General features: G+C 52.7%; 22 protein-coding genes. 8 read left to right on the forward strand and 14 right to left on the reverse strand.

What is annotated here, in order from left to right; genetic code table 11:
* Nucleotides 1-116 precede the first annotated feature (116 nt).
* The 3 genes from MKX42_RS19420 (at nucleotide 117) to MKX42_RS19430 (ending at nucleotide 3,065) form a co-directional block, all read left to right on the forward strand.
* Complete coding sequence (locus MKX42_RS19420) at nucleotides 117-965, forward strand: ornithine carbamoyltransferase (RefSeq protein ID WP_340753939.1); 849 nt, start codon at nucleotides 117-119, stop codon at nucleotides 963-965.
* Between the two features lie 70 nt (nucleotides 966-1,035).
* Nucleotides 1,036-2,337: a DUF5050 domain-containing protein gene (locus MKX42_RS19425; protein WP_340753940.1), complete on the forward strand. Its 1,302-nt coding sequence runs from the start codon at nucleotides 1,036-1,038 to the stop codon at nucleotides 2,335-2,337.
* A gap of 167 nt (nucleotides 2,338-2,504) precedes the next feature.
* Nucleotides 2,505-3,065 carry a hypothetical protein gene (locus MKX42_RS19430; protein WP_340753941.1) on the forward strand — a complete coding sequence of 187 codons (561 nt, stop codon included), beginning with the start codon at nucleotides 2,505-2,507 and terminating at the stop codon, nucleotides 3,063-3,065.
* Nucleotides 3,066-3,145: 80 nt separating this feature from the next.
* Here MKX42_RS19430 and MKX42_RS19435 read toward each other — a convergent pair whose 3' ends face one another.
* The 4 genes from MKX42_RS19435 to MKX42_RS19450 form a co-directional block, all read right to left on the reverse strand.
* The gene (locus tag MKX42_RS19435; protein ID WP_340753942.1) at nucleotides 3,146-4,285 is read right to left on the reverse strand and encodes a DUF4179 domain-containing protein; all 1,140 of its coding nucleotides are present in this window, start codon (nucleotides 4,283-4,285) and stop codon (nucleotides 3,146-3,148) included.
* Nucleotides 4,275-4,811 (reverse strand): sigma-70 family RNA polymerase sigma factor, encoded by a 537-nt coding sequence (locus MKX42_RS19440; protein ID WP_340753943.1) that lies wholly within the window; start codon nucleotides 4,809-4,811, stop codon nucleotides 4,275-4,277. Before MKX42_RS19440 ends, MKX42_RS19435 begins: the two co-directional genes overlap by 11 nt.
* Nucleotides 4,812-5,077: 266 nt before the next feature.
* On the reverse strand, nucleotides 5,078-6,310 hold the full coding sequence (locus MKX42_RS19445; RefSeq protein WP_340753944.1) for an aminopeptidase: 1,233 nt from the start codon (nucleotides 6,308-6,310) through the stop codon (nucleotides 5,078-5,080).
* Between the two features lie 135 nt (nucleotides 6,311-6,445).
* Nucleotides 6,446-6,793, reverse strand: coding sequence for a hypothetical protein (locus tag MKX42_RS19450; protein WP_340753945.1), 348 nt, complete (start codon nucleotides 6,791-6,793; stop codon nucleotides 6,446-6,448).
* Between the two features lie 132 nt (nucleotides 6,794-6,925).
* Between MKX42_RS19450 and MKX42_RS19455 the strand changes: the two genes are divergently transcribed.
* Complete coding sequence (locus MKX42_RS19455; RefSeq protein WP_340753946.1) at nucleotides 6,926-8,071, forward strand: VanZ family protein; 1,146 nt, start codon at nucleotides 6,926-6,928, stop codon at nucleotides 8,069-8,071.
* 15 nt (nucleotides 8,072-8,086) lie between these two features.
* Nucleotides 8,087-9,571, forward strand: a complete 1,485-nt coding sequence (locus tag MKX42_RS19460; protein ID WP_340753947.1) for an amidase family protein — start codon at nucleotides 8,087-8,089, stop codon at nucleotides 9,569-9,571.
* A gap of 119 nt (nucleotides 9,572-9,690) precedes the next feature.
* Here the strand turns inward: MKX42_RS19460 and MKX42_RS19465 are convergent, their stop codons facing one another.
* A complete protein-coding gene (locus MKX42_RS19465; RefSeq protein WP_340757740.1) occupies nucleotides 9,691-10,458 on the reverse strand; it encodes an exodeoxyribonuclease III in 768 nt (255 codons plus the stop codon).
* Between the two features lie 175 nt (nucleotides 10,459-10,633).
* Between MKX42_RS19465 and MKX42_RS19470 the strand changes: the two genes are divergently transcribed.
* On the forward strand, nucleotides 10,634-10,921 hold the full coding sequence (locus MKX42_RS19470) for a hypothetical protein (RefSeq protein ID WP_340023200.1): 288 nt from the start codon (nucleotides 10,634-10,636) through the stop codon (nucleotides 10,919-10,921).
* Between the two features lie 114 nt (nucleotides 10,922-11,035).
* Here the strand turns inward: MKX42_RS19470 and MKX42_RS19475 are convergent, their stop codons facing one another.
* Complete coding sequence (locus tag MKX42_RS19475) at nucleotides 11,036-12,142, reverse strand: citrate synthase/methylcitrate synthase (protein WP_340753948.1); 1,107 nt, start codon at nucleotides 12,140-12,142, stop codon at nucleotides 11,036-11,038.
* 125 nt (nucleotides 12,143-12,267) lie between these two features.
* Nucleotides 12,268-13,110 carry a helix-turn-helix transcriptional regulator gene (locus MKX42_RS19480; RefSeq protein WP_340753949.1) on the reverse strand — a complete coding sequence of 281 codons (843 nt, stop codon included), beginning with the start codon at nucleotides 13,108-13,110 and terminating at the stop codon, nucleotides 12,268-12,270.
* Nucleotides 13,111-13,242: 132 nt separating this feature from the next.
* Here MKX42_RS19480 and fabF point away from each other — a divergent pair, with 132 nt between their 5' ends.
* Nucleotides 13,243-14,481, forward strand: a complete 1,239-nt coding sequence (gene fabF, locus MKX42_RS19485; protein ID WP_340753950.1) for a beta-ketoacyl-ACP synthase II — start codon at nucleotides 13,243-13,245, stop codon at nucleotides 14,479-14,481.
* A gap of 116 nt (nucleotides 14,482-14,597) precedes the next feature.
* Here fabF and MKX42_RS19490 read toward each other — a convergent pair whose 3' ends face one another.
* On the reverse strand, nucleotides 14,598-16,031 hold the full coding sequence (locus MKX42_RS19490; protein WP_340753951.1) for a glycoside hydrolase family 43 protein: 1,434 nt from the start codon (nucleotides 16,029-16,031) through the stop codon (nucleotides 14,598-14,600).
* A 172-nt stretch (nucleotides 16,032-16,203) separates the two neighbouring features.
* On the reverse strand, nucleotides 16,204-17,274 hold the full coding sequence (locus tag MKX42_RS19495) for an ABC transporter ATP-binding protein (protein ID WP_036729120.1): 1,071 nt from the start codon (nucleotides 17,272-17,274) through the stop codon (nucleotides 16,204-16,206).
* A 314-nt stretch (nucleotides 17,275-17,588) separates the two neighbouring features.
* On the opposite strand from MKX42_RS19495, the gene fabV reads away from it, so the two are divergent.
* Entirely contained in the window at nucleotides 17,589-18,779 is a 1,191-nt protein-coding gene (gene fabV / locus MKX42_RS19500; protein ID WP_340753952.1) for an enoyl-ACP reductase FabV, read from the forward strand.
* 55 nt (nucleotides 18,780-18,834) lie between these two features.
* Here fabV and MKX42_RS19505 read toward each other — a convergent pair whose 3' ends face one another.
* The 5 genes from MKX42_RS19505 to MKX42_RS19525 are packed head-to-tail and all read right to left on the reverse strand — an operon-like array spanning nucleotide 18,835 to nucleotide 23,796.
* Complete coding sequence (locus tag MKX42_RS19505; protein WP_340753953.1) at nucleotides 18,835-19,806, reverse strand: phosphotransferase family protein; 972 nt, start codon at nucleotides 19,804-19,806, stop codon at nucleotides 18,835-18,837.
* 3 nt (nucleotides 19,807-19,809) lie between these two features.
* A complete protein-coding gene (locus tag MKX42_RS19510; RefSeq protein WP_340753954.1) occupies nucleotides 19,810-20,778 on the reverse strand; it encodes a sugar phosphate isomerase/epimerase family protein in 969 nt (322 codons plus the stop codon).
* 41 nt (nucleotides 20,779-20,819) lie between these two features.
* Nucleotides 20,820-21,890 carry a Gfo/Idh/MocA family protein gene (locus MKX42_RS19515; RefSeq protein ID WP_340753955.1) on the reverse strand — a complete coding sequence of 357 codons (1,071 nt, stop codon included), beginning with the start codon at nucleotides 21,888-21,890 and terminating at the stop codon, nucleotides 20,820-20,822.
* 48 nt (nucleotides 21,891-21,938) lie between these two features.
* Nucleotides 21,939-23,036, reverse strand: coding sequence for a Gfo/Idh/MocA family protein (locus tag MKX42_RS19520; protein ID WP_340753956.1), 1,098 nt, complete (start codon nucleotides 23,034-23,036; stop codon nucleotides 21,939-21,941).
* On the reverse strand, nucleotides 23,029-23,796 hold the full coding sequence (locus MKX42_RS19525) for a sugar phosphate isomerase/epimerase family protein (RefSeq protein WP_340753957.1): 768 nt from the start codon (nucleotides 23,794-23,796) through the stop codon (nucleotides 23,029-23,031). Before MKX42_RS19525 ends, MKX42_RS19520 begins: the two co-directional genes overlap by 8 nt.
* Nucleotides 23,797-23,910: the final 114 nt, after the last annotated feature.

The following is a 23,910-nucleotide window of genomic DNA, read 5'->3' on the forward strand; positions in this document are numbered from 1 at the left end:
AACTGCCGGTAGAATGTACTCTTTAACATTAAATGGGTTGTATACTATTCCTGATTATTGTATATTTATTCAACCGGCATTTATTGCTGATTTCTCATCTACCGGGGGATACACCGATGCATTTTTTGAATATCAACCAGCTTACTTCAGAGCAGATTCTGGATATCTTTGAATTAACCGACCGGCTTCGTCTCCGAAAATCAGAACCGCTGCTCGAAGGTAAAACAATGATTCTCTTCTTCCCGGAGACCAGTCTGCGGACACGGGTCAGCTTCGAGAAAGGCATCCGTGACCTGGGCGGGGACTGCATTACCTTTCCGCCGGAGACACTCGATAAGAAAGAAGCGCCGGGCGATATCGTCCGCTACCTGGAGAACTGGGGGGATGGTATCATTGCCAGAACACCTGACCTCTGCAAACTGGAGGAGCTGTCCGCCTACGCCTCTGTTCCCGTTATTAATGCGATGACTGCACATAATCACCCCTGTGAGATTCTGGCTGACCTGTATGCTCTGCGCAGCCTCCGGGACAACTACCGGGAGCTGACCTACACCTTCATTGGACCGCCCGGCAATATATCAAGAACATGGCTGGAGGCGGCGCAAGCCCTGAATCTCTCGTTCCATCATGTATGTACGCCAGGTCATGAGATGGCCTGCGGCAATCACCCGAACTATACCTTTCATACAAGTCTGGATAACGTGTTACCGGAGAGCGATGTGATTCTTACCGATTCATTGCCCAAAGATTTCCTGACCCCGGAGTATATCATCACCTATCAGATTACACTGGACCGGATGAAGCAGACAAGACCCGGGGCACTGCTGAACCCCTGTCCTCCCTTCTTCCGCAATGAGGAGGTCAGTGAAGAGGTGATTGCTTCGCCTTATTTTGCCGGATTCGGGTTCAAGAAAAGCCTGGTCTATCTTCAGCAGGCTATCCTGATCTATTGCTTATCGCATTGATGCACCCGGACCATGAGTCCCGGCGCAACGGTTTATTTGTTCACCACATTGGCTGAAGGGGAGAATGACTATGAAGGCTTTACAATTACTATCCAGAAAAACAGGTGTCCTTCTGCTTGTATTGCTACTCGCGTCACTCGGTACATTTGGGGGAGGCAGACAGTCACACACAGCAGCAGCGGCTGCTTCTGCGAAATCATATGTGTACTATGTCTCTAACGATATTCTATACCGTGTGACCACAGATGGAAGTGAGACACAGAAGATCACTGAGAACTATGACGGCAACGGACTAGACTCGACCGGCAAATATCTCTATTTTTACTATGATGACGGTATGGGAATTCAGCGGCTGTCCCTAAGTGATCCCGATGCTTTAATTACGAGCTTCCTCGGGGACCGGAATATCCTCTTTTACCTGTTCGAGGGTCCATATCTGTACTTCCTGGATGATACAGGACACATTTACCGCACCTTGGCCGACGCTGACGATGATTCACAGCTTACTCTTATAGCAGACAATGCTGATGTGAATTTCCGGGCCTTCGACGTATCAGGCGGGCGGATCTACTATAATGCGCTGAAGAACAACACTACCTGGGTTGCTTCGAGGTCCCGCGACGGGAGCGGTGTCATTCAGTGGATTGCCAGCGGAGCTATTCAGAAGAGCAAATTTTATCATCCTTATGCTACAAGTGTTAACCTTATGATTGACAACAAACCTGCCGAAACCGAGTATTCTCTAAACTCTATGGTGCTCTATACTCTCCCCCTTAGCGGTGGAGCTCCCAAAGCAGCCAATGCCAAAAACCCGCTTGAATCCAATGCCGCCACTGCCGGCAACTGGTCCGACCATTATTTTCTGTTCAACAAAGGCATTAAAGTGGATGCCACAGGAGATGAGCTGGACTATAACACCGGCAAAGGCTTCCTGATGGATAAGAACGGGAAGATCCTGCAGCTCAGCCAGAACAGTGTGATCAGCATCAGCGAGATTGCCACGAATAAGCTGGTCTATGCAGATTCCAAAGGCAAAGCTTACATCAGCACGCTGGCTAACGGCAAAATTATCTCCTCCAAGTCGCTGCCGCTGTCGAATGTTCAAGATATCCGAACGGTTAGAAACGGAGCGGCGCTTACCACCGTATTGTTCACCGCAGCCGATGCTTACGTCCTGAATGCCGATTCATCCTTGACCAAAACGACGGGCGTTGAGTCCGATTACTCTGTAATTACAGACAATATTTCCGGCTTGTATTATATCAACGGTCTGGATAAAGACTGTCTGTACCGGTATAGCAATGACGGCACAACCAAAACCAAGCTTTCTACTGGCCCTGTAAGCTATATAGCACTGGTCTCCGCTAAGTAATATATAGAGAGAATAAGCCGGAATTTCCGTTAACGGAAGTTTCGGCTTTTTTAGAGATGCGAATAGATAAAGTTCAGTTTATAACAGAGACTTGCCTATGAAGAGACTTCATTTCCGTTATACAGTGGGAGTAGGCATTATAGATAATTGCAGAAAGCAGGCGGGAAATGAATATTGAAATCAAGCTTACCGGACCGGATGAAGCCTATATCATCAAAAATATGTTACCGCTCTATCTGCATGATCTGTCGGGACATTACGGACTTGTGGAGGGGCATCTGCCTAACCGGCATGGCATCTTTGAGGACACGGACGAATACCGCACGCTGGCAGACCAGTATGAGGTGCAGAATATTTGGTGGGACAAGCCGGGCATTCTGTACTCTTTTCTGATTCAAGCTAATGCGATGCCGGCAGGCTTCGCCCGCATCGCCACCCCTCCTTACTGCGCACAGGGCGTTGATTATTTCGTGAGCGACTATTTTCTGCTGCAGCCCTTCAGGGGGACGGGAATCGCGGAACAGGCGGCGGTGCTGGTATTTGAACAGTTTCGCGGTGAATGGGAGCTGTTCACCAACCCGGCTGCGAAGAATATCACCGGACAGAAATTCTGGCGGAAGACCGTCTCCCGCTACACGCAGGGCCGCTATTCCGAGCGGACCGGAGAGACTTTTGACGGCAATAAGCTTGCCTTCAGGTTTGATAACCGGGTATTACAACCACTCTAACCCAACCGCCAAAAAGGCTGACCCGCCGGATATACCAGCAGTCAGCCTTTTTAAATTCGTTTCCACTTATATGCAAGGGTTCATGGCAGAATGGGCAAGTTAATCTCCCTGGTATTCTTGCCCGTCCCTGCCTTCATGATCATACGCATCGATTCAGGCTTATCGAGCATATTGCTGCCAGAGTACCATTCAAAGCCCTCGTAAGTGCCTGATCCTGAGGACATCCCTATCTCGGTGGTCCCATACTTCGTAATCGATTGAATTTTTTCCCCGTATGCAGCGCCAAATATCTTTTGCCGGTTCTGCCATGTAACCTCAGACTCGTTTTTAATTTTGACTATAGTGCGGGTCATCAAGGGGGAGAGCTCAACCTGCTCCAGCATCACTTGAACGCCCTCCAGCATGAAATCCTCCTCCGGCTGGACAATGACCGTCTGCTGCTGTTTGAATTTCGGGTCCAGCTTGAAGCTGATCCTGAGTCTAGGGGAATAATGCACATCGGCTACATTTACACCCTTGCTCTTCCCCAGATCTTTCATTTTACCTTCATTCATCGAGGCAATCAGGAAATTGGCTTCAACCTGCTCCGGGAATGGTTTGCTCCGGTCCAGATAGATGACGCCCCGGCCATAGAAAATGCGATAATCGTCGTAACCGTTTGTCTCAGCATTAGCGCCAATCTGACCGCCGCTGTCGAGATCGTATCCGGTTGCCAGATTCTTGATTCTCGCGCTGCTAATCCCATAAATCTCCTGTCCTTCCGCAACATTAGCTGTATATAAAAAGATGATTTTGTTCTCATCCGCCGTTACCGCATTCAAGGTCATCCGGTAATCCCCGCTGGCTGCGCTCTGATTAATCTCCTGAATGTAGCCGTGCCTAATCGCCGTATCCAGTGTAGGCGCTTCTGAATCGAATTCATAGAGCCGCTTGAACATTTCCAGCCCGCCCCAATTCACTTCACCGGCAGGTCCGGCAGCGCGAGGTGCTGCATCATGAATGACTGGGATGAAGAACAGAATCACTGCAGCAATCGCGGCTGCGGCTAATCCGAGGAAGGAGCCTTTGGTGAGTCTGCCTTGCCAGCTCTTCCGGCGTCCGCGCTCGATTCCCGCCTGCACCGCCCCTCTAATCTCATTGCCCCCGCAGTCCACCCGTACCTCCTCACGGATACGTAGAGCATCAGACAGCATCGCCTGTTCTTCTCTGCTACTGTTCATTCCATTCACCCCGGTTCTTCATAATTTCCCTAAGCTGCTTCAGGCCCTTGTGCTGCCAGGTTTTGACGGTTCCCTCCGGCTTGCCCAGCAGGACTGCGATCTCGGCCAGGGTCAGATCATTATAATATTTGAGCAGCAGCACATGGCGGTATTTCACCTTCACCTGCGAGAGCGCCCACTGCATTTCCATGGAATCCGTACTGGTCTGCAAGACCGGCTCCTGCATATTCTCTGCGGCTGTAGGGACTGCCCTCTTTCTTCTGCGCTGCTCGTCTATGCAGACATAGATTAATATTCGGATCAGCCAGGTTTTGAACGCGCTGGGGTCCTTCAGGGTTCGCCGCTTTATCCAGGCCCGGCAGGTGGTCTCCTGGAGCGCTTCCAGTGCGTCATTGCGGTTGCCCAGATAACTGTAAGCAATATGGTATAGCTGGTCGCTATGCTCCATCACCGCTTTGACAAAATCCGTCTCTTCAAGCGGCACAGCGGCAGTGACCCGCTTCATCTCTGCCCCGGACATCGTCATCTCTCCCTCTCCTCTCCATCACTTTTACATGAATTAGACGGAGAGGTTATGCAAACAGTTTTAGTCTGCGGCAATTATTTTATAACCCTCATGAACAACAGAAAAGCCGCAATCCCCGCTGCCGGGAATATTGCGGCCAGTCTTGTTATATAGGAAACTATAGTTTCCTGCTGCTGTGGAGAAGGTGTGCTGGTGCGAAAGTAATCCTATTCATCCGTTAGGATGACTTAGTTCTGTAGATTACTTCACTTCTCGATAGGACACACCTAGAGTAACCAATTTCCCTTACGGAACACCGGCTCAATCGTGCCGTCAGCCAGTTCTCCGTCAATATCTAGCGCATCGGAGCCTACCATGAAATCGACATGCGTGAGGCTGACGTTAGCTCCTCTGGATAACAGTTCCTCGCTGGTCATGGAGGTGCCCCCTTCAATATTCACCGGATAGGCGCTGCCCAGCGCGAAATGACAGGAAGCATTCTCGTCAATTCCGGTGTTGTAGAACACTCTGTTCAGCCGGGAGATCGGCGAATCATACGGCACCAGCGCCACTTCTCCTAGATAGGAGGCACCTTCATCCGTATCCAGCAGTGAGGTCAGGTGCTCACGGCCGGATTCAGCGTCATAGGCGGTAACCTTGCCGTCTGTGAAGGTAACGGTAATTCCATCGACGAGCCGCCCGTTCAGGTTCAGCGGAAGCGTACTTTTGACGGTGCCATTCACGCCGGTGCGGTGGGGCATCGTGTAGATCTCTTCTGTAGGCATATTGGCTACAAAATAGACGCCACGCGCGTTCTCTCCGCCGCCGCCGCGCCATAAATGGCCTTCCGGCAGCTCGACACGCAGATCCGTGCCCGGAGCGCGGTAGTGCAAGCTTTTGTAGCGCTTGGCATTCATGCGGTCCTGGCTCTGCTTCAGCTCGCCGATATGACTCCGCCAGGCAGCCACCGGGTCTTCGCTGTTCACACGGTTCATCTGGAACACCGCTTCCCACATTGCATCGATCCGCTCTTCCTCCGGCAGATCTGCGAACACCTTGTCCGCCCAGGCACGTGTCGGCGCCTTGATCAGCGACCAGCTGATTCTGCTGTTGCGGGTGTAGGCCTGGTATTTCTTGCGCGCAACCGCAGCCGCCTTAACGGCAGTAGAGACCTTGGCCGAATCGATCCCGCGGAATAATTCCGGGTCCGGCACCTTTATATGTAATATAGCCCCGCCTTCTTCAGCGAATCCCTCCAGCATATCGGCATGCCACTGCGGATAATACCCGAACGATTCCTCAGGAGCCCTCTCGTAACGGATGCGTGTGACCGCTTCATCGTCCCAGTCTACAAGCACGTATTTCGCTCCGGCGTCATAGGCCTTGCCTACAATCAGCCGGGTAAGCTCCGCTGTCTCCAGCGGGGCGTGAACCATCAGCACTTGTCCCGGCTGCACATTCACACCGACCTTGACTACCAGCTCTGCGTATTTCTCCAGCATCTGCTCAAAATCCTTCATTTCTTCTCTTCCTCCATATCTTCACTGTCTCTGTATAAGTATAGCGGAAGACCGGGAAGATGGCACGCATCTATAATCTATGTACAACCGGAAGCTGAGCATGATGTAAGTCCTCCACTTCCGGCAGCGCTTCCTCTACTGCTTATCCACCTGCAGCAGCTGAATGGTCTTCACATCATACGTATGGGCGATTTTCTCTTCCGCGATCACTTTCAGCTTCGTCAGGCTGGCCACCTTGGCCGGGTCTGCCCGGGAGAGCAGCCTCCACAGCTCGGGGTCAGACAGGGTCTGATAGAGTTTGTCGTCATCATATTCCTTGCGGTTCTGCGTGACCAGCTTGACCTTGTAGCTGCCGAACACCGCTTCGGTCTGCCCCGCTTCATTAACGTGGGCAAGGATCTCCTGGCGGAGTCCGGCCAGTTCCTTTTCCAGCTCCTTCTGCTTCGCCTTGAGCTTGTAATACTGTTGAACCTTCTTTTCCATACAGTGCTCACGCTCCTCTCCTAACATGTCTATGCAGGAAAGAACGGTTAGAATGATTAATTCTGTTGAGACGGTTTATGTTTAATTCTATAATGGAGTCGTTGTGACATAAACCAGACAGCAGGTGAACCCATGTTCCAGACTTATCTATTTCCGATTTCCTATGCATTCATGGCCTTTCCGGTTGCGGCACTATTCTTCACCTTACCGTTCCTGATTGTGCAATACCGACGGCACGGCTATATCAATAAAATCCGGGCCTTGGTGCTGTATCTGCTGCTGCTGTACCTGCTTAACGCATTCTTCCTGGTCCTTCTGCCTTTGCCTGATTCCAGGCATAATGCAGCCCCCTCCGGAAGTATGCTCCAGTTCGTGCCGCTACAATTCATCCAGGATATTCTGCACAATACGCCAATTACGCGCAGCGACCCTTCCAGCTACCTTAATGTGCTGACCGGAGCGGATTTTCTGCTGGCAGCCTTCAATGTACTGCTGACCGTACCCTTCGGTATGTTCCTGGGCTACTACTTCCGCACGCGCTGGGTGGTATGCATTATTCTGTCCTTTGCGCTGTCGCTGTTGTTCGAGATTACACAGATTACCGGCATTTACGGGTTCTTCGACCATCCCTACCGGATCTTCGATGTCGATGATATGATCACGAATACGCTGGGCGGCATTGCCGGCTTCAAGATATCCCTATGGATCTCCGGCCTGCTTCCGAGGATTGAGAAGCTAGACAGCCAAGAGGACCTTTCTGCCAAAAAAGTAACCTACACCCGCCGCGCCCTTGCTTTCCTGCTGGATTCCATCCTACTGCTCGCGGTGACCATTCTCCTCAATCTGCTCTCGCTGAGTATTTCGTTGTGGGCAGTTAGTATGGTGTATTTCCTGAGCATTCCTCTGTTCACAGGCGGACGCACCTTCGGCAAATGGGTTGTGCGTATCCAGCTAAGGAGTGAAGACGGCGGTTCGGTCCGGCCCTTGGGGGTATGGGCACGATATGGATTACTCTATGGCGTCTTAGGCGGAATGAATTCCCTGATGCCTGACTCTTCCTTCTTCGTCTCCATCGGCACAGCCCTGGCTGCTCTTGTGAAAATAGTCATCCTCTTGGCAGATTTGGCCTTCTTCATCCATCTGGTGCTGCGGCTGATTAAGCGTGACCGTCCGCTCCTCTACGAGGAGCTTAGCAGAACCCGCAATGTAATCAGCTGGCCTAAGCGGCATCAGGCAGCGGCAAGCGAGACCGTGGACAACACGACAAACAATGAATAGAGGTACAACATTCTTATGAGTAATAACGACTTTTCGCGTATATCCCCTGCTCTAAATGAGCAAGAGTGGTTAATAGAAGCAGACATCACCAGCATTCAAGAGAAAATGACACAAGGAAGCCTAACCTCCAAGGTGCTGGTGGGCTGGTATTTGGAAAGGATCAACCGGTTGGACGGTCTGCTCCGCTCCGTACTGGAGGTGAATCCAGAGGCTCTTGCGATTGCCGCGAGGCTCGACCAGGAACGAAGGGATCAGGGCAGCCGGGGACTGCTGCACGGTATTCCGGTCCTGGTCAAAGATAACATCGGTACAGCAGATCAGCTGCACACCAGTGCAGGAGCCCTGGCGCTTGCAGAGTGTATAGCAGCAGATGATGCTGAGCTTATCACACGGCTAAGGACAGCCGGGGCAGTGATTCTGGGCAAAGCCAATATGACCGAATGGGCCAACTTCATGTCGCCCGCGATGTGGGCCGGATACAGCTCGCGCGGTGGGCTTGTACTGAACCCTTACGGACCCGGAGAGCTGTTCATTGGCGGCTCCAGCTCGGGAAGTGCGGCTGCGGTTGCCGCTAACCTTGTCACCGTCGCCGTGGGCACGGAGACCTCCGGCTCCATCATCAGCCCGGCAGCCCATAACTCCATGGTCGGCCTGAAGCCTACCTGGGGACTGGTCAGCAACAAGGGCGTTATACCGGGAATCAGCAGCCAGGACAGCGCCGGTCCGATGACCAGAACGGTCAAGGACGCTGCACTCCTGCTTAATGTATTAGCCGGGAGCGCTGACTCTTCTTCCTCTGCTGCACTGGATTATTCGGCAGGTCTGGAGCTTCATGCACTGGCAGGCAAGCGGATCGGAATTCCGCGATTCTATTATAAGGATCTGGATAATGAAGCCTTGGATATGATGGAATCTGCCATAGCGGCCCTGAGAGAGCTGGGGGCAGAAATCATTGACCCCGTAGAGCTCCCCTGTCAGGATGCGGAATGGAAGGCTACGATTCTGCAATATGAATTCAAGCCAGGGTTGAACCGCTATCTGGGAGGCCTGCCGGAATCCGCTCCTGTGCATTCTCTGCACGAGCTGATAGATTTCAATCAACAGCATAGCGAACAGGCACTGAAATACGGCCAGGGAACACTGGAATGGCTTAACACCTCCGGGGATGATATTACAGAGCAGGAATACCTTGAGGAGCTGCATTCTTCCCGTTCACTGGCCGGTAGTCAGGGAATCGATTATGCCCTGGAGCATTACGGTCTGGATGTGCTCCTGTTCCCCGGAGATCACGGATGTGAAGTAGCGGCGAGAGCGGGTTATCCGCTGATTACAGTTCCTGCCGGCTACACCTACTCGGGTATTGTTGCACCAGGCGGCTATCTTACCAAGGGTCCGCAAGGTATCACCTTCTGTGCATCAGCACATAGTGAAGCTATGCTGCTAGGGATTGCATATAGTTACGAGCAGGCCACGAAGCACCGGCGACCGCCGGTGCTGTAGCCAGGCAGTGCGTCAGAATAACCGGGCAAGCCGCCCCTCAACCGGCGTTACAATTGAAAGAGGCCGTATCCCGAACTCCGGGATACGGCCTCTTTTTATATCGTATATATACACTCTGTCTATGCTTCCGCCGCATCCGCCAGATGGAGGACCACCGGGCAATGATCGCTGCCAAGGACATTACATTCAATTCCGGCGTCCAGCAGACGCGGGGTCAAGCGCTCTGAAGCGAGAAAATAATCGATCCGCCAGCCCACATTCTTCTCTCTGACCTTAGGCATGTAAGACCACCAGCTGTAGGCACCCTCCAGCTCAGGATAGAACCATCTGAAGGTATCCACGAAGCCGGTTGCGAGCAGCGTGGTCATTTTGCCGCGTTCTTCGTCGGTGAAGCCTGAATTCCCCCGGTTCGATCTCGCATTCTTCAGGTCAATCTCCTGATGCGCCACATTCAGATCCCCGCACACCACAACCGGTTTATGCTCATCCAGCTTCAGCAAGTAGGTGCGGAACCGATCCTCCCAGTCCATCCGGTAGTCCAGTCTCGACAAATCGCGCTTAGCATTCGGCGTATATACATTAACCAGATAGAAATCCGGGAATTCCAAGGTGATAATCCGCCCCTCATCCTCCGTCTCCTGCTCCAGTCCATATCGTACGGATAGCGGCTTGATTCTAGTGAATACAGCCGTACCCGAATATCCTTTTTTGAGCGCATAATTCCAGTACTGGGCATATTCCTCCCCGTGATCCAGAACAATCTGACCTTCCTGGAGCTTCGTTTCCTGCACACAGAAGATATCTGCGTCAACCTCCCGGAAATACTCGTTAAACCCTTTATTCACACAAGCTCTCAGACCGTTAACATTCCAGGACACCAGCTTCATCGTTGTCATTTCCCCTTACCTGTCACTAGATTACATCCAGTGTACCATAGATTCGGGTTGTCTATGAACCTCAAGGCATCCTATTGAAATGTGTCAATCTCCCATGGCATACGTTACAGCAATCATAGTTTTGCCGAATATACTATCCTATCACAAGGAAAAGGAGGACATTACAATGGCTATCTTATTACCGCAACAATTCTTCAATCTGCCGGCTTCTGTAGGTAAATCTTTCTATGAAAATCTGGCAGGTGGCATCAACGCTGCTGTGACTGTAAACAACAATTCCGGGTTCCCCGTGGATCTTGTTATTTACAGAGTCAATGCACCTGTGGTAACTTATATTATCCCTGCATTTAACAGTCTCACTCTTTCCGTTCATGCCCTGCTGGTCGCAGGACTTCTGAGCACAGCTGCCGGTGCAGTCTTCGGCACAATCGAAGTAGCAACCTCTGATTTCTAATCTAATGTAAGAGTATCCCCCTCGTACTCTCTCATTAACATTCCCTTGTTAAGCATCTCCGGCTGGTAGACGGCCGGGGGTGTTTTTGCACGTTCAATAGAGAAGCAGCTGCTATCAGAGCGTCTCTGATTCAGGCATAGGTCCGATATAAGTAGATTGTGGCCGGAAAATCCGGTTATGGGCTGACTGCTCCAGCAGATGGGCCGTCCAGCCGACAATTCTTCCCGCTGTGAACGTAGGCGTGAAGATCTCCGGCGCCAGCTTCAGCGCCTTCAGAATAGCCGCAGCATAGAACTCTACATTGGTGAACAGGCGGCGGCCCGGCTTGTATTCCTCCAGCAACGCAACCGCTGTAGCCTCCACATGAAGCGCAAGATCAAAGTAGGCGTCCTTGCCGATCATCGTAAGAGTCGCAATCTGCAGCGCTTCAGCCCGCGGGTCCTTGGTCTTGTAGATCCGGTGCCCGAAGCCCATCAGCTTCTCCCCGGCCTCAAGCTTCCCTCTCAGCCAAGGCTCTGCGCGTTCCTTCGTCCCGATCTCCTCCAGCATCGATATCACTTCATACGGCGCGCCGCCATGCAGCGGACCCTTCATGGCCCCGATTGATCCGGCTACAGCCGCACATAGATCCGATTCCGTGGACAGCACCACCCGTCCGGCGAAGGTCGAGGCATTCATGCCATGCTCCATGCAAAGGATCATATAGGCGCTAAGCGCCTTCACATGAGCCTCTTCAGGCAGCTTGCCTGTGAGCAGATACAGATAATTCGCGGCATGGCCGAGCTCAGGAAGCGATTTCAGCGGCGGCAATCCCTGAAGGCTGCGGTACCTGTAAGCTATGATCGCCGGAAGCATTGCCGTCAGCCGCACGGCCTGCTTCAGCGTGGGCGGCCAGGTAGCGTTCTCCTCATCCCCAAGCGCAGCCACTGCACTTTGTAATACCAGCATCAGCGGTACAGAAGCCGGATACAGATCAAGCATCTTGGAGAGATATTCAGGAATCGCTCTCTCCGCTGCCATTTGCGCCTTGAGCTGCGCCAGCTCCTCCGCATTAGGCAGGTGTCCGTTCCAGAGCAAATAAGCGACTTCTTCATAGCTTTTGCTCACCGCAAGCTCCTTCGCCCAGTGTCCACGGTACACCAGATACCCTTTCTCTCCATCTACCAATCCAATTGCTGTTTCTCCGGCAACTACGCCTTCTAATCCCGTTACTTTAGCCATTATGTCTTTACCCCTTTTCCGGTCCCCGCAGGAAGAAATTCATCATATTAGGAGTATAAACTGCAAAATCTATATTGCATATTTATAGTTTTTTATGAATCCATAAGAAAAATCTATCGCCTTCATTACTTAAGCTCCATGAGCTGCTTCAGCTTGGCTTCTGTACCCGTTTCACCCGCTGGCGTGTAGATGCTGCAGCGCAGATCCGCTGCACCTTGCACTTGGAGGGAGGTGAGATGGAACAGCATTTTACCGGCTTTGGCATGCCGGAATTCGAGTACAACATCCGGTGCGGAGCTGACCCGGCTCTCTTCCCATAAATGATTGAATTCCGGATGCCGCTCCTTCATCTCCGCGATGAATTCATCGTACCAGCTGTCCTCCAGGTATTGCCCATAGTAAGCGCGGAAGATCGATAAGTATCCCCGGACGAACTGCTCCCAATTTACCGCCAGCCGCCTGAACTCCTTGCGCTCGAACAGCAGTGAGATCATATTGCGCTGCTGTGGAGCCAGTTTGGCGAAATCAAGAAATACATGCGCCGCAGCCTCATTCCAGCCGACAATACCGCAGTGCCGGTCCGAGATGATTGTCGGGCAGGTCTTCAGCTCCTGCAATATCTTCTGCAGGGACGGATGAATCACCGAAGGCTCCTCTTGGGTATAGTCTGCGACTCCCGGTCCGTTCTCCAGCGCCAGAGCGAACAAGTAACTCCGCTCATCCTTCGTCAGTTGAAGTGCTGCAGCAATACAATCAAGAACGGATGGAGACACTTTAATATCCCGCCCCTGCTCCAGCCAGGTATACCAGGTGCTGCTTACTCCGGAGAGCTGCGCCACTTCCTCGCGCCGGAGCCCGGGCGTCCGCCTGCGTGTGCCTTCCGGGAGCCCCGCCGCTGCCGGGGTGATGGCAGCGCGTCTTGCTTTCAGGAATTCCGATAATGCTTGAAGCCTGTTCTGATTGGACATCATGCTTCCTCCTGCCATAACCTTCGTCTGTCAGTTAGTGTAGTAGTGATTATACTAGTATAAACTACAACTTGTAATAGGATAAGCAACATGAAAAAATAAGCTTATTCAAAATAACAGGAGGAATAGCAAATGGAACGTGTCGTGATTACAGGAATGGGTGTCATCTCCCCGCTCGGCAATACTGTGGACCAGTTCTGGAGCCGCCTTACAGCAGGAGAATCGGGGATTACGCCGATTGAATCTTTTGATACCACCCATTTCAAAACCAAGATCGCCGGCTCGGTGCAGGCCTTCGACCCGGATGCCAGATTCGGCCGCAAGGAGGCCCGGCGGATGGACCGGTTCAGCCAGTTCGCGCTTGCCGCCGCAGAGGAGGCCTGGACACACTCCGGTCTCCGGCTGGAAGAGCTGGACCGGGAACGGCTGGGCGTCTATGTAGGCTCCGGCGTTGGCGGTATCCAGACGTTGATGGACCAGGGCGAGCTGCTTCGTTCCCGGGGGCCGGAGCGGGTAAGCCCTACCCTTATCCCGATGCTGATCTCCAATATGGCGGCAGCGATGATCAGCATCAAGCTCGGGGCACAGGGGCCTACACTCTCGCCGGTGACTGCCTGTTCCATCGGGAACACGGCCATTGGCGAAGCCTTCCGCCTGATCCGTTACGGCGGGGCCGATGTGATCATCGCCGGAGGGGCGGAAGCGGCGGTGACCGAGATTGCCCTGGCCAGCTTCGGCAATGCGACCGCCTTGTCTACCCGGAACGGGGAGCCGCAAGGGGCGAGCCGGCCTTTTGACCAGAACAGGGACGGATTTGTCATCGCGGAAGGCGGAGCTATTGTAATTCTGGAGTCCCTCTCCCATGCCCTGCGCAGAGATGCTGTCATCTATGGCGAGGTCACCGGATATGGCGCGAGTTCGGACGCTTATCATATGGTAGCCACCCATCCTGAGGGTGTAGGAGCCTACCAGGCGATGAAGCTGGCACTCAGCGAGGCCGGAATCACACCTGGGGAAGTAGATGTCATCAGCGCGCACGCGACCAGTACAATCGTCGGAGACCGTTCGGAGACTCTGGCTATTAAGAAGCTGTTCGGAGATCAAGCCTACCGGATTCCGGTCACGGCGAACAAATCGATGACCGGACATGCCCTCGGCGCAGCCGGCGGTCTGGAAGCTATTGCCCTGCTGCTGAGCCTGCAAGAAGGGCTCATCCCGCCGACGATTAATCTGGAGCAGCAGGGCGAAGCCTGCGATCTGGATTATGTCCCTAACGTAGCCCGCCAAGCGGACCTTAAGATCGGGATCTCCAATTCCTTTGGCTTCGGCGGCCACAACGCTGTAATCGTTCTGCGCAAGTATGAAGCATAATCGCATCTAATTCCTATATACAGCAAACAGCGGACCGCCCATTCTAAGGGAGACCCGCTGTTTGTAATGGTTAAAGGTATGATGCCGGCTGCGGCTTTAATACTCGCAGGATCAGGTTACTTTTTCTCCGGTGACACATGGCTGCCCCAGACTGCAACGCCTTCTGCTGAAAGTGCCGTGAAGGTCATTACCTCGCTTGAAGCCGCTTCATTCCATTCCCGCAGGAACACCCCGCTGTACTCCGCACCCTCTATCGTCAGCTTCGCCATATGATCATTACTCAAGGCCCATGTACCTGTTACTGCCCCGCCTATCGTGCCGTCTGTGTTCAGCTCCACCAACTGCGACTCCGCCAGCTCAGCCGTAATCTCCTTGCCGTGGTTCACCAGCTTGTAAGCACCCGTCACCTGCTTGGCCGTGTACTTACCTATCTTCTCGCCGCCGTAACGGTGGGGTGCGACAACTGGCCAGCCCGCTTCGTTCATGAACATCTGGTGAACCCGAACCTCATGCTGTTCCCCAAGTCCAGGGAACCGGGTGTGGAAGATCAGATAATACTGCCCGCTCTTCTCATCATAATAGGCCGAATTATGTCCCGGGGAGACATAGCCTGTACCTGATCCGGCGGCTTCTTCAGCAGTATTCACAAATTCATAATTCCCCATCAGCTTCACGCCGTAAGGTGCGTAGGCCGGATCATCGAACAATACCCCAGGTGTCCCCTGCGCTTCCAGCATAGCCTTGCCTTCCGTGTCCTCGAACGGTCCAGCCGGATGCTTGGAACGGGCTACTCGGATATTATAACCGCCATTCGCATCAAGCCCGCCGTAAGAGAGGAACAGGTAGTAATAGTCCGTCTCCGGGCTATATAGCATATACGGCCCTTCAATCCGCGCATGATTCCCTCCGAGCAGCTTCTTGCCATAGCCCTGGCCCTCCAGCGGGAAGCCCGTAGCCGGGTCCAGCTCCAGGATGAAGATGCCGCCAGAGTAGGAGCCGTAGACCATCCACAGCTTGCCTTCCTTATCCCAAAACACATCAGGGTCCACCACATTCGGCTTCTCCGTAGCATCATAGACCTCTCCATCATCCCCGATGCCGGACATTCCCGATTTCAGAATAATGCCTTTATTCTTGTAAGGGCCTTCAATTTTATCGGCCACGGCAATACCTAGCGCCGACAGCGGAGAATCCCCCTTGCAGGCATCGTAATACATGTAGAACTTGCCGTCTGCCAATTGAATGACATCCGGTGCCCACAGCGTATCCGACTGGGCCCAGCTAAGCGTCTCGCTAAGCTCCTCCGTTACATTCGGTATCAGCACGTTATCATCCGTCACGCCGGAAGAAATCTGCGTCCACGACATCAGGTCCTTGGATTTAGCCGAGGCCAGATGTGAACCGAACACATAATACGTATCCTCTACCTTAATCACAGAGGGATCGTGTACAGATACATTCCCGAACTCTGGCGGCCCTTCCGGATTCCCTCCACTGCATGCCGACAGCAGTGATAAGGATATCAACGCCGTTAAGGATCTTTTTCTCATCTCATCATAACCTCCCTATGTATACCCTTACATTTTGCTGCGCAAATGAGATTAAGTCAACACTTTTATTTATATTAGTTAGTTTTGTTTTAGGTTTACATGAAATATAACATCCCATATAACAAAAAACGCCAGGCCCCTGAAGGCCTGACGTTGATCTAATCAATCGAACTTAGTATTCGCTGCTGTTGCCGACAAGTACCGGCTCTGGATAAGCATTGCTCAAGACGCGGCGCTGTTTCTTCACGACATCCGGCGGCTCTACCGCTGGTGCCATCGGATGCATCAGCCAGGACTTCACAAGATGGGAGTCCGATACCTTGTACATTGGCGGTTCCTTCTCCATGTCGATCGCCATTGCATACGTGCTGCGCAGGGCAAAAGCATCACCCTTAGGCGGCTTGATCAGGTCGGGAGGTGTGCCCGGGATCGCTGTAAGCATCGAGCCCTTGCTCTCCAGACTTGGCATGGAAGCCAGCAGGCCCCATGTGTACGGATGTCTTGGATCGTAGAAGATCTCTTCTGCGGTACCCATTTCAACGATCTGTCCGGCATACATTACGGCAACACGGTCAGCCATTCTCGCCACAACCCCAAGGTCATGGGTGATGAAAATGATCGCTGTATCAATCTTCTTCTGCAGGTCCTTCATTAGATCAAGGATCTGTGCCTGAATAGTTACGTCAAGCGCGGTTGTAGGCTCATCGGCAATCAGGAGCTTAGGGTTAGCAGCCAGTGCCATAGCGATTACAACACGTTGGCGCATCCCGCCGCTGAATTCATGCGGATACTGCTGGAAACGGCGTTCCGGTGACGGAATCCCTACCAGATTAAGCAATTCAACGCCACGTTTGTAGGCAGCTTCCTTCGTGATATTCTCATGCTTGAACAGCACTTCCGTAATCTGCCGGCCAACCTTCATCATCGGGTTGAGTGAAGTCATCGGATCCTGGAAGATCATTCCGATTTCTTTGCCGCGGATCTTTTGCATCTGCTTCTCACTCTTGCCGATCAGATCTTGTCCATCGAACAAAATCTGTCCACGTTTATATTCGCCCGCAGGCTGAGGAACCAGCTTCATGACGGCTTGCGAGGTTACGCTCTTACCGGAACCGGATTCGCCAACAATCGCCAGTGTCTCCCCTTTATTTACATGAAAGCTGACACCACGGATTGCTTGAACTTCTCCTCCGCGTGTTCTGAATGATATAGCCAGGTCTTTTACCTCTAAAAGGCGCTCCATCCTGTCACCCTCTCTGTTTCTTTTCAAGTTATGATCTTCATTCTTAATATCGAAAAAACACGCAATACTATTATTTTATCTATCTTAGGGGGCTTACGTCAAGATTTTTCTGAAAACGCCACCGTCAACAATCATTATTCAGGGCCAGGCGTTACCACTACTATGAGAATACACGAAGAGCACATCCATAGCAAAATTCCTGACAGTTACGCGCATCATCTCCACATCCCTCCCTTTGCCAAAGAAAGTAGTCATCTGGTATGGTTATTTCAGCAGTCCCTGCATCCACCGATGAAAGCGAGGTAGCTATTCTAATGATCATAAAACCGAGAACCCGCGGGTTCATCTGCACAACTGCCCACCCGGCAGGCTGTGCACAGCAGGTACAGGAGCAAGTGACCTATGTACTGAATCAAAAAAGGTTTACAGGTCCCCGCAATGTGCTCGTTATCGGCGCTTCAACCGGTTATGGGCTTGCCGCCCGAATTGCAGCAGCCTTCGGTGCTGGAGCAGCCACTGTAGGTGTCTATAGGCCGAGTACAGCCAGCGAGACACGAACTGCTTCCGCAGGCTGGTATAATTCCGCAGCGTTTGAGGAGATGGCCCATACAGCCGGCCTGCGCTCCTATAGCGTATGCGGGGACGCTTTTACCGCTGAGACGAAAGAACGGACTATAGCGTTGATCCGCAGCGAGCTTGGACAGGTTGACCTTGTCATTTATAGCGTTGCCTCGGCACGCAGAACAGACCCGCAGACCGGAGAAGTTCATCAATCTGTGTTGAAGCCCATCGGCAGCCCTTATACCAATACAACCGTCAATTTCCATACCGGAGAACTAAGCACCGTACAGATTGAACCGGCCACCGAAGCTGAAATCAATGATACAGTTCATGTGATGGGCGGGGAGGACTGGCAGCTATGGATTGAAGCGCTCCGGGATTCCGGCGTTCTGGCAGCAGATGCGGTTACCCTCGCCTTCTCCTATGTAGGTCCAGAGTTAACACAGGCTATCTACCGCGACGGGACCATCGGCCGGGCTAAAGACCATCTGGAAGCCACATCCATAGAGCTGAATGCAGAATTATCACGGAATGGCGGCCGCGCCTATGTGGCAGTCAGCAAGGGTCTGGTGACCCAGTCGAGCTCGGCGATTCCTGTAGTTCCGCTGTACATTTCAGTCCTCTACAAGGTCATGAAAGATCAGGGAGTGCACGAAGGCTGTATTGAGCAAGCCTATCGGCTGTATACCGATTTCCTGTACAACCCTGAAGGGACTCCGGTAGATGCACAAGGGCGCATACGGATAGATGACCATGAGTTGAGCTATGCCGTGCAGACAGAAGTGGACCGGATCTGGCCCATGCTAAGCACGGAGAACGTCTACGAATATTCAGATCTTGCCGGTTACAGACGCGAGTTCTTCCAGCTGTTTGGCTTCGAATCCGGCGGCGTTGACTATGAAGCTGACACCGATCCGGTTGTTGCCATCCGCAACAGTTACTGAGGATCAACAGGTTATAAGGCCGGATCTCAATAAGAGACCCGGCCTCATAAGTATGCTATAGTACCAAAGCTGTAAACCGCGTCCAGGATTCCGCAAGATTATCGTGTACCCAGTTAATATGATTCTCATCCTTATACTGGCGTGAGTAACATTCGATCACTAGGATCAGATCCAGATACAGGTCATATAGCTGCTTGCGCAGCCCTTCATTGCGGCTGGTAAAAGCCGATCCGTATCCCTCATAGAACGCCGCCGAGCTCTCGAAATGCCGGAAATAATACTCCAGCAGCACATCGCCCCACATCGCCCGCTCCCAGTCAATAATCGATACGATTACCCCATCCTGTATAAAAAGGTTGCCGCCCCACAGATCCCAGTGTACCAATCGCGGCTGGGTCACTTCATCCAGAGCCGGCAGGTACAGTTCCAGCACCTGCTCTATTTCCTGCTGACCAGCCGGCAGCCTCGCCTCCAGTCTGACCGCATCCTGAAGCACATTCAGCAGCATAGACTTGAAGGTCTCCCTCCAGGTGAGTCCGATTCCGCCAGGCTCTTTGCCGAACAGACCGAAGGCTGAACCTTCAATCGCATTGATTCTCCGCTGGTACCGGCCCAGCTCGAATTCAATGGAATACCGTTGTTCCTCGGTGAGACTCTCTTTCACTTCGTTATACGGCTGCCCTTCAATCTTCTCCATAAAAAAATAAGGACACGGAACCAGCTGCAGACTGTCGTCATAGCTGTACACTTCCGGTACAGGCACACCGCCTGCAGCACGTACCAGCCGTAGAGCCTCCACCTCAGCACGCATGATATCCTTCTCATAGCTAAGAGTCTCTGTCTCCGGGTCCGGAGCCACCTTAAGAATGACAGAACGGCCATCGCTAAGCTCCAGATCATAGGCCGTATTAAAGAATCCTGCGGTCAGCTCCCTGCTGCTGGCGATCTGCACATCTGTCCCAAAGGCTGCGGCAGTCAGGAGACTAAGCTGCCAGTCGTTCAATTGGACTTTAGTGAAGCTCTCCACCGGTTAGACCCACCACATCTCAGACAGCGGCTCTTCGATCAGCACCTGCTTGAGATTGTCTACCGCTTTGGAGAAGCCTTCTTCAATCGACATCAGGCCGTCTTCATGCTCGATGCTGACTACAAAGTCGTAGCCTACAAGACGGAGTGCGCTCATCATATCTGCCCAGACCTTGACATCGTGTCCGTAACCTACGGAACGGAACTGCCAGGCGCGGTCCAGCATATTCGTATAGGACTGCATATCCGTCAGACCATGCTTGTTAACGTTCACCGGATCGATAGCGGTATCCTTCGCATGGAAGTGATGAATCGCGCCTTCACGGCCGAGAATATGAATAGCCTGCACCGGATCAATTCCCTGCCACCACATATGGCTCGGGTCAAGGTTTGCCCCGATGGCATCCCCGGCAGCTTCTCTTAATCTCAGCAGGGTAGCCGGAGTGTGTACCGAGAAGCCTCCGTGCAGCTCAAGACCAATCTTCACATCATGTGCAGTAGCGAAGGCCGCTTGCTCTGTCCAATAAGGAATGACCTTGTTCTCCCACTGCCAGGCCAGAATCTCCTGGTAATCATTCGGCCATGGGGCAACCGGCCAGTTCGGATATTTCGCGCCTTCATGATCGCCCGGACAGCCGGAGAAGGTATTCACAACCTTGACGCCCAGCTTCTGTGCAAGCTTCACGGTGTCTACGAACACCTCATGATCCTTGTCTGCCAGCTCCTTCTGCGGGTGCAGCGGGTTGCCGTGGCAGCTTAGTGCGCTGATGATCAAGCCGCGTGATTCAATTTGCTGCTTGAATTCCCGAAGGGCCGCTTCATTCTCCAGCAGCTCCTTGGGATTGCAATGGCTGTTCCCGGGATACCCTCCGGTACCGATCTCAACAGCCTTTAGTCCTTTGGAGACCACATAGTCCAGTGCATCCTCCAGCTTGCGGCCGCCGAACAACACCATAAATACTCCAAGTTTCATTTGCAGATTCCACCTCTCCTAAGGTCGTATTGAAGCTTAACTTAAGCTCCGTAGTTATCGAAATTCTTAATCGTCTCATTACGCTCTTCTGCTTCAAAGATTGCCTCAATGAGCTTCAGCACACGAAGCACCTCGGCATTCTTGACAATCGGCTCCGCCGTGCCTTCGATGACAGCGGCCAGATTATCATAGAAGCTGGAGGGCATTTCTAATGCCGCAGGCAGATCTTCAAGGACCGTCGAGCCTTCTGAAGGCGGGGCCATCGTCTTGGTCAAGCCTACACCTGCGCGGATCGGTGTCGGTTCGATCTTTTCCGATTCGTGGTTGGGGGCTACAATTCTGCCTCTCAGTGACCAGTCTTCAATAATAGCGGTTCCCCCGGTGCCCTTCACATACCATCTTGGCATCGTGATGAAGTTGGTTGTCCCTACCTCCACGATGGCTCTGATGCCATTCTCGAACTGCAGCACTGCATCGAATCCGTCATCCACGTTATTGCCGAGGATATAGCTCAGACTGCTGCTGACACTGCTCACCTTGCTGTCAATCATGAACAACAGCTGATCCAGCAGATGCACACCCCAGTCCAGCAGCATCCCGCCGCCTTGCTCCTTCACATGACGCCAGTCGCCGGGAATTCCGTTGGCACCGTGCACCCGGGATTCAATCTGAAAGAGTGATCCAATCGTTCCCTGCCCATACATCTCCCTGATTACGCGAAAGTCCTCATCCCAGCGTCTGTTCTGATGCACCATCAGCACCCGTCCGGCCGCCTCCGCAGCAGCCTGCATCTCGATGAATTCAGCCGAGGACATGGCCACCGGCTTCTCACAGACTACATGCTTGCCCGCCTGAAAAGCCTGAAGGGCGATGTCCTTGTGAACATCATTCGGTGTAGCGATCAGAACGATGTCCACAGCCGGATCTGCCAGCACTTCTTCATAGCTGGAATACGCGGTGTAGCCTGCTTCCTCAGCCAAGGCGCGCCGCTCTGCCAGCAGATCGAAAGCGCCAGTCACTACCACCCGGTCACTCTCTTTGATTAATTGGGTATGGTAGCTTCCCATTCCGCCGTAACCAATGATGGCTACAGTATGTTTAATTGAACTCATGGATTCCACTCCTGTTTCTCTGATAGTCGCGTGAGCCGAAAGATGCTCTTAGTTGTCAGAACTTCCGTCGAAATATACGGCGCGTCCGGTACGTGCTGATTCATACACTGCTTCAAGAATCTGGGTAACTACGAAAGCCTGCTCCGGCAGAACCACCGGTTCCTTGTCTTCTCTTACGGCTTCCAGCCACAAACGGGCTTCACGGTCTGCTTCATTCTCCGCAGCTCCGCTGTAGAAGGCGACACCACCGGAGGACAGGTCCACCTTGGTCTCATACAGGCGGCCGGCACGTTCGCCGTTCAGACGCAGCCCGTCCTTCATATCTGCTCCGCCTTCCGTTCCGGCAAGCATGGTCTTCGCTTCACCGAATTCAGATACGTTCAGCGCCCAGCTGGATTCAAGTACAATTGTAGCACCGTTCTCCATTGTAATGAAGCCGAAGGCGGAATCTTCAACCTTGAATTGCTCAGGGTCCCACGGACCGAAGGCATTCGCGGCATTCTTCTTCTGGCCCAGCTTATGGAAGGTAGAGCCTACCACCATACGCGGCTTGTAGTTATTCATCAGCCAGAGTGTCAGATCCAGCGCATGGGTACCGATATCGATCAGCGGTCCTCCGCCCTGCTTCTCTTCATCTAAGAACACGCCCCAGGTTGGAACCGCACGTCGGCGAAGCGCAATAGCCTTACCGTAATAGATATCGCCAAGCTCCCCTTCTTCACACAGCCCCTTCAGATATTCGCTGTCTGCGCGGAAACGGTTCTGATAGGCGATGGACAATTTCTTGCCTGTACGCTTAGCGGCATCCAGCATTTCCTTAGCTTGTGCAGTGGTCTTGGCCATCGGCTTCTCACACAACACATGATTGCCGGCTTCAAGTGCAGCAACCGTAATCTCGGAGTGGCTGTCATTCGGCGTGCAGACATGCACGATATCGAATCCGCCCGTTGCCAGCAACTCGCGGAAATCGGTAAATACGGCAGCGCCTTCACAGCCGTAGGTCTTGGAAGCCTCCTGGGCACGTTCTTCCACGATATCACAGAATGCCACCATTTCGGCATCCTCCTGACGGGCAAGGCTTGGCATATGTTTTCCGTTTGCGATACCACCGCAACCGATAATAGCAATTTTGAGTTTGTTAGACATGAATACTTCCTCCTTGATTCTCATATGTTTTGATCCAGTTCAGGCTGTCGGCCACACTACCAAGCGGCGAGCGGCTGCAGAAGTCCTGCTCCACCACTGCCCATTCCACACCAGCCGCAGCAGCTGCTTCAATGATAGCAGCCAAATCCACTTCACCTTCGCCGAGTACTACAGTCTCCGGTGAGCCGTCCTCTTTCTTCTTCAGGTCCTTGAGGTGGATGATCGGCAGGCGTCCTGCGTACTTACGGATATATTCTGCCGGATCATATCCGCCGTAATACACCCAGCATGTATCCATCTCTACTTGAAGCTGCTCAGCAGGCACCGCTTCGAACAAATAATCAAAGGCTGGCTGGCCGTCAACCTTCTCTGTGAATTCAAAGTCATGATTATGATAAGACAGAACAGCACCGGCAGCCTGGCATTTCTCGCCGATGGTCCGCAGACCTGCCGCTACCTCCGGCCAGTTCCGTTGTTCTTCTGTCAGATAAGGCACAATCAGATTGCGGTTGCCGATCTCCAGATTGAAGCGAATCTCCTGCTCCGTATCATTCAGCATCGCATCGTACGGGCGGTGCGCTCCGACAGCAACAAGCCCTGTCTCTTCAAGCAGCGCCTTCACCTGCCCGGCCGTACGCCCGAAATAGTGGAAGAACTCCACACCGCTGTAGCCCAGCTCGGCTACTTTACGTATAGTTCCCTCGAAATCCTGTTCCAGTTCTTCTCTTAGTGTGTACAGCTGTAATCCAACCTTAAGCATTGTTATTCCCACTCCTTATGTGATCCGGAGTCATCCTGTGCTTGCTGCCGCCGCACTCCCGGTTACCTTCCCTGAAGCGCATCACCTGAACAAACGGGCTGTAAACATTGGAGA

The organism is Paenibacillus sp. FSL R7-0204, assembly GCF_038002225.1.
Lineage (GTDB): Bacteria > Bacillota > Bacilli > Paenibacillales > Paenibacillaceae > Paenibacillus_AQ.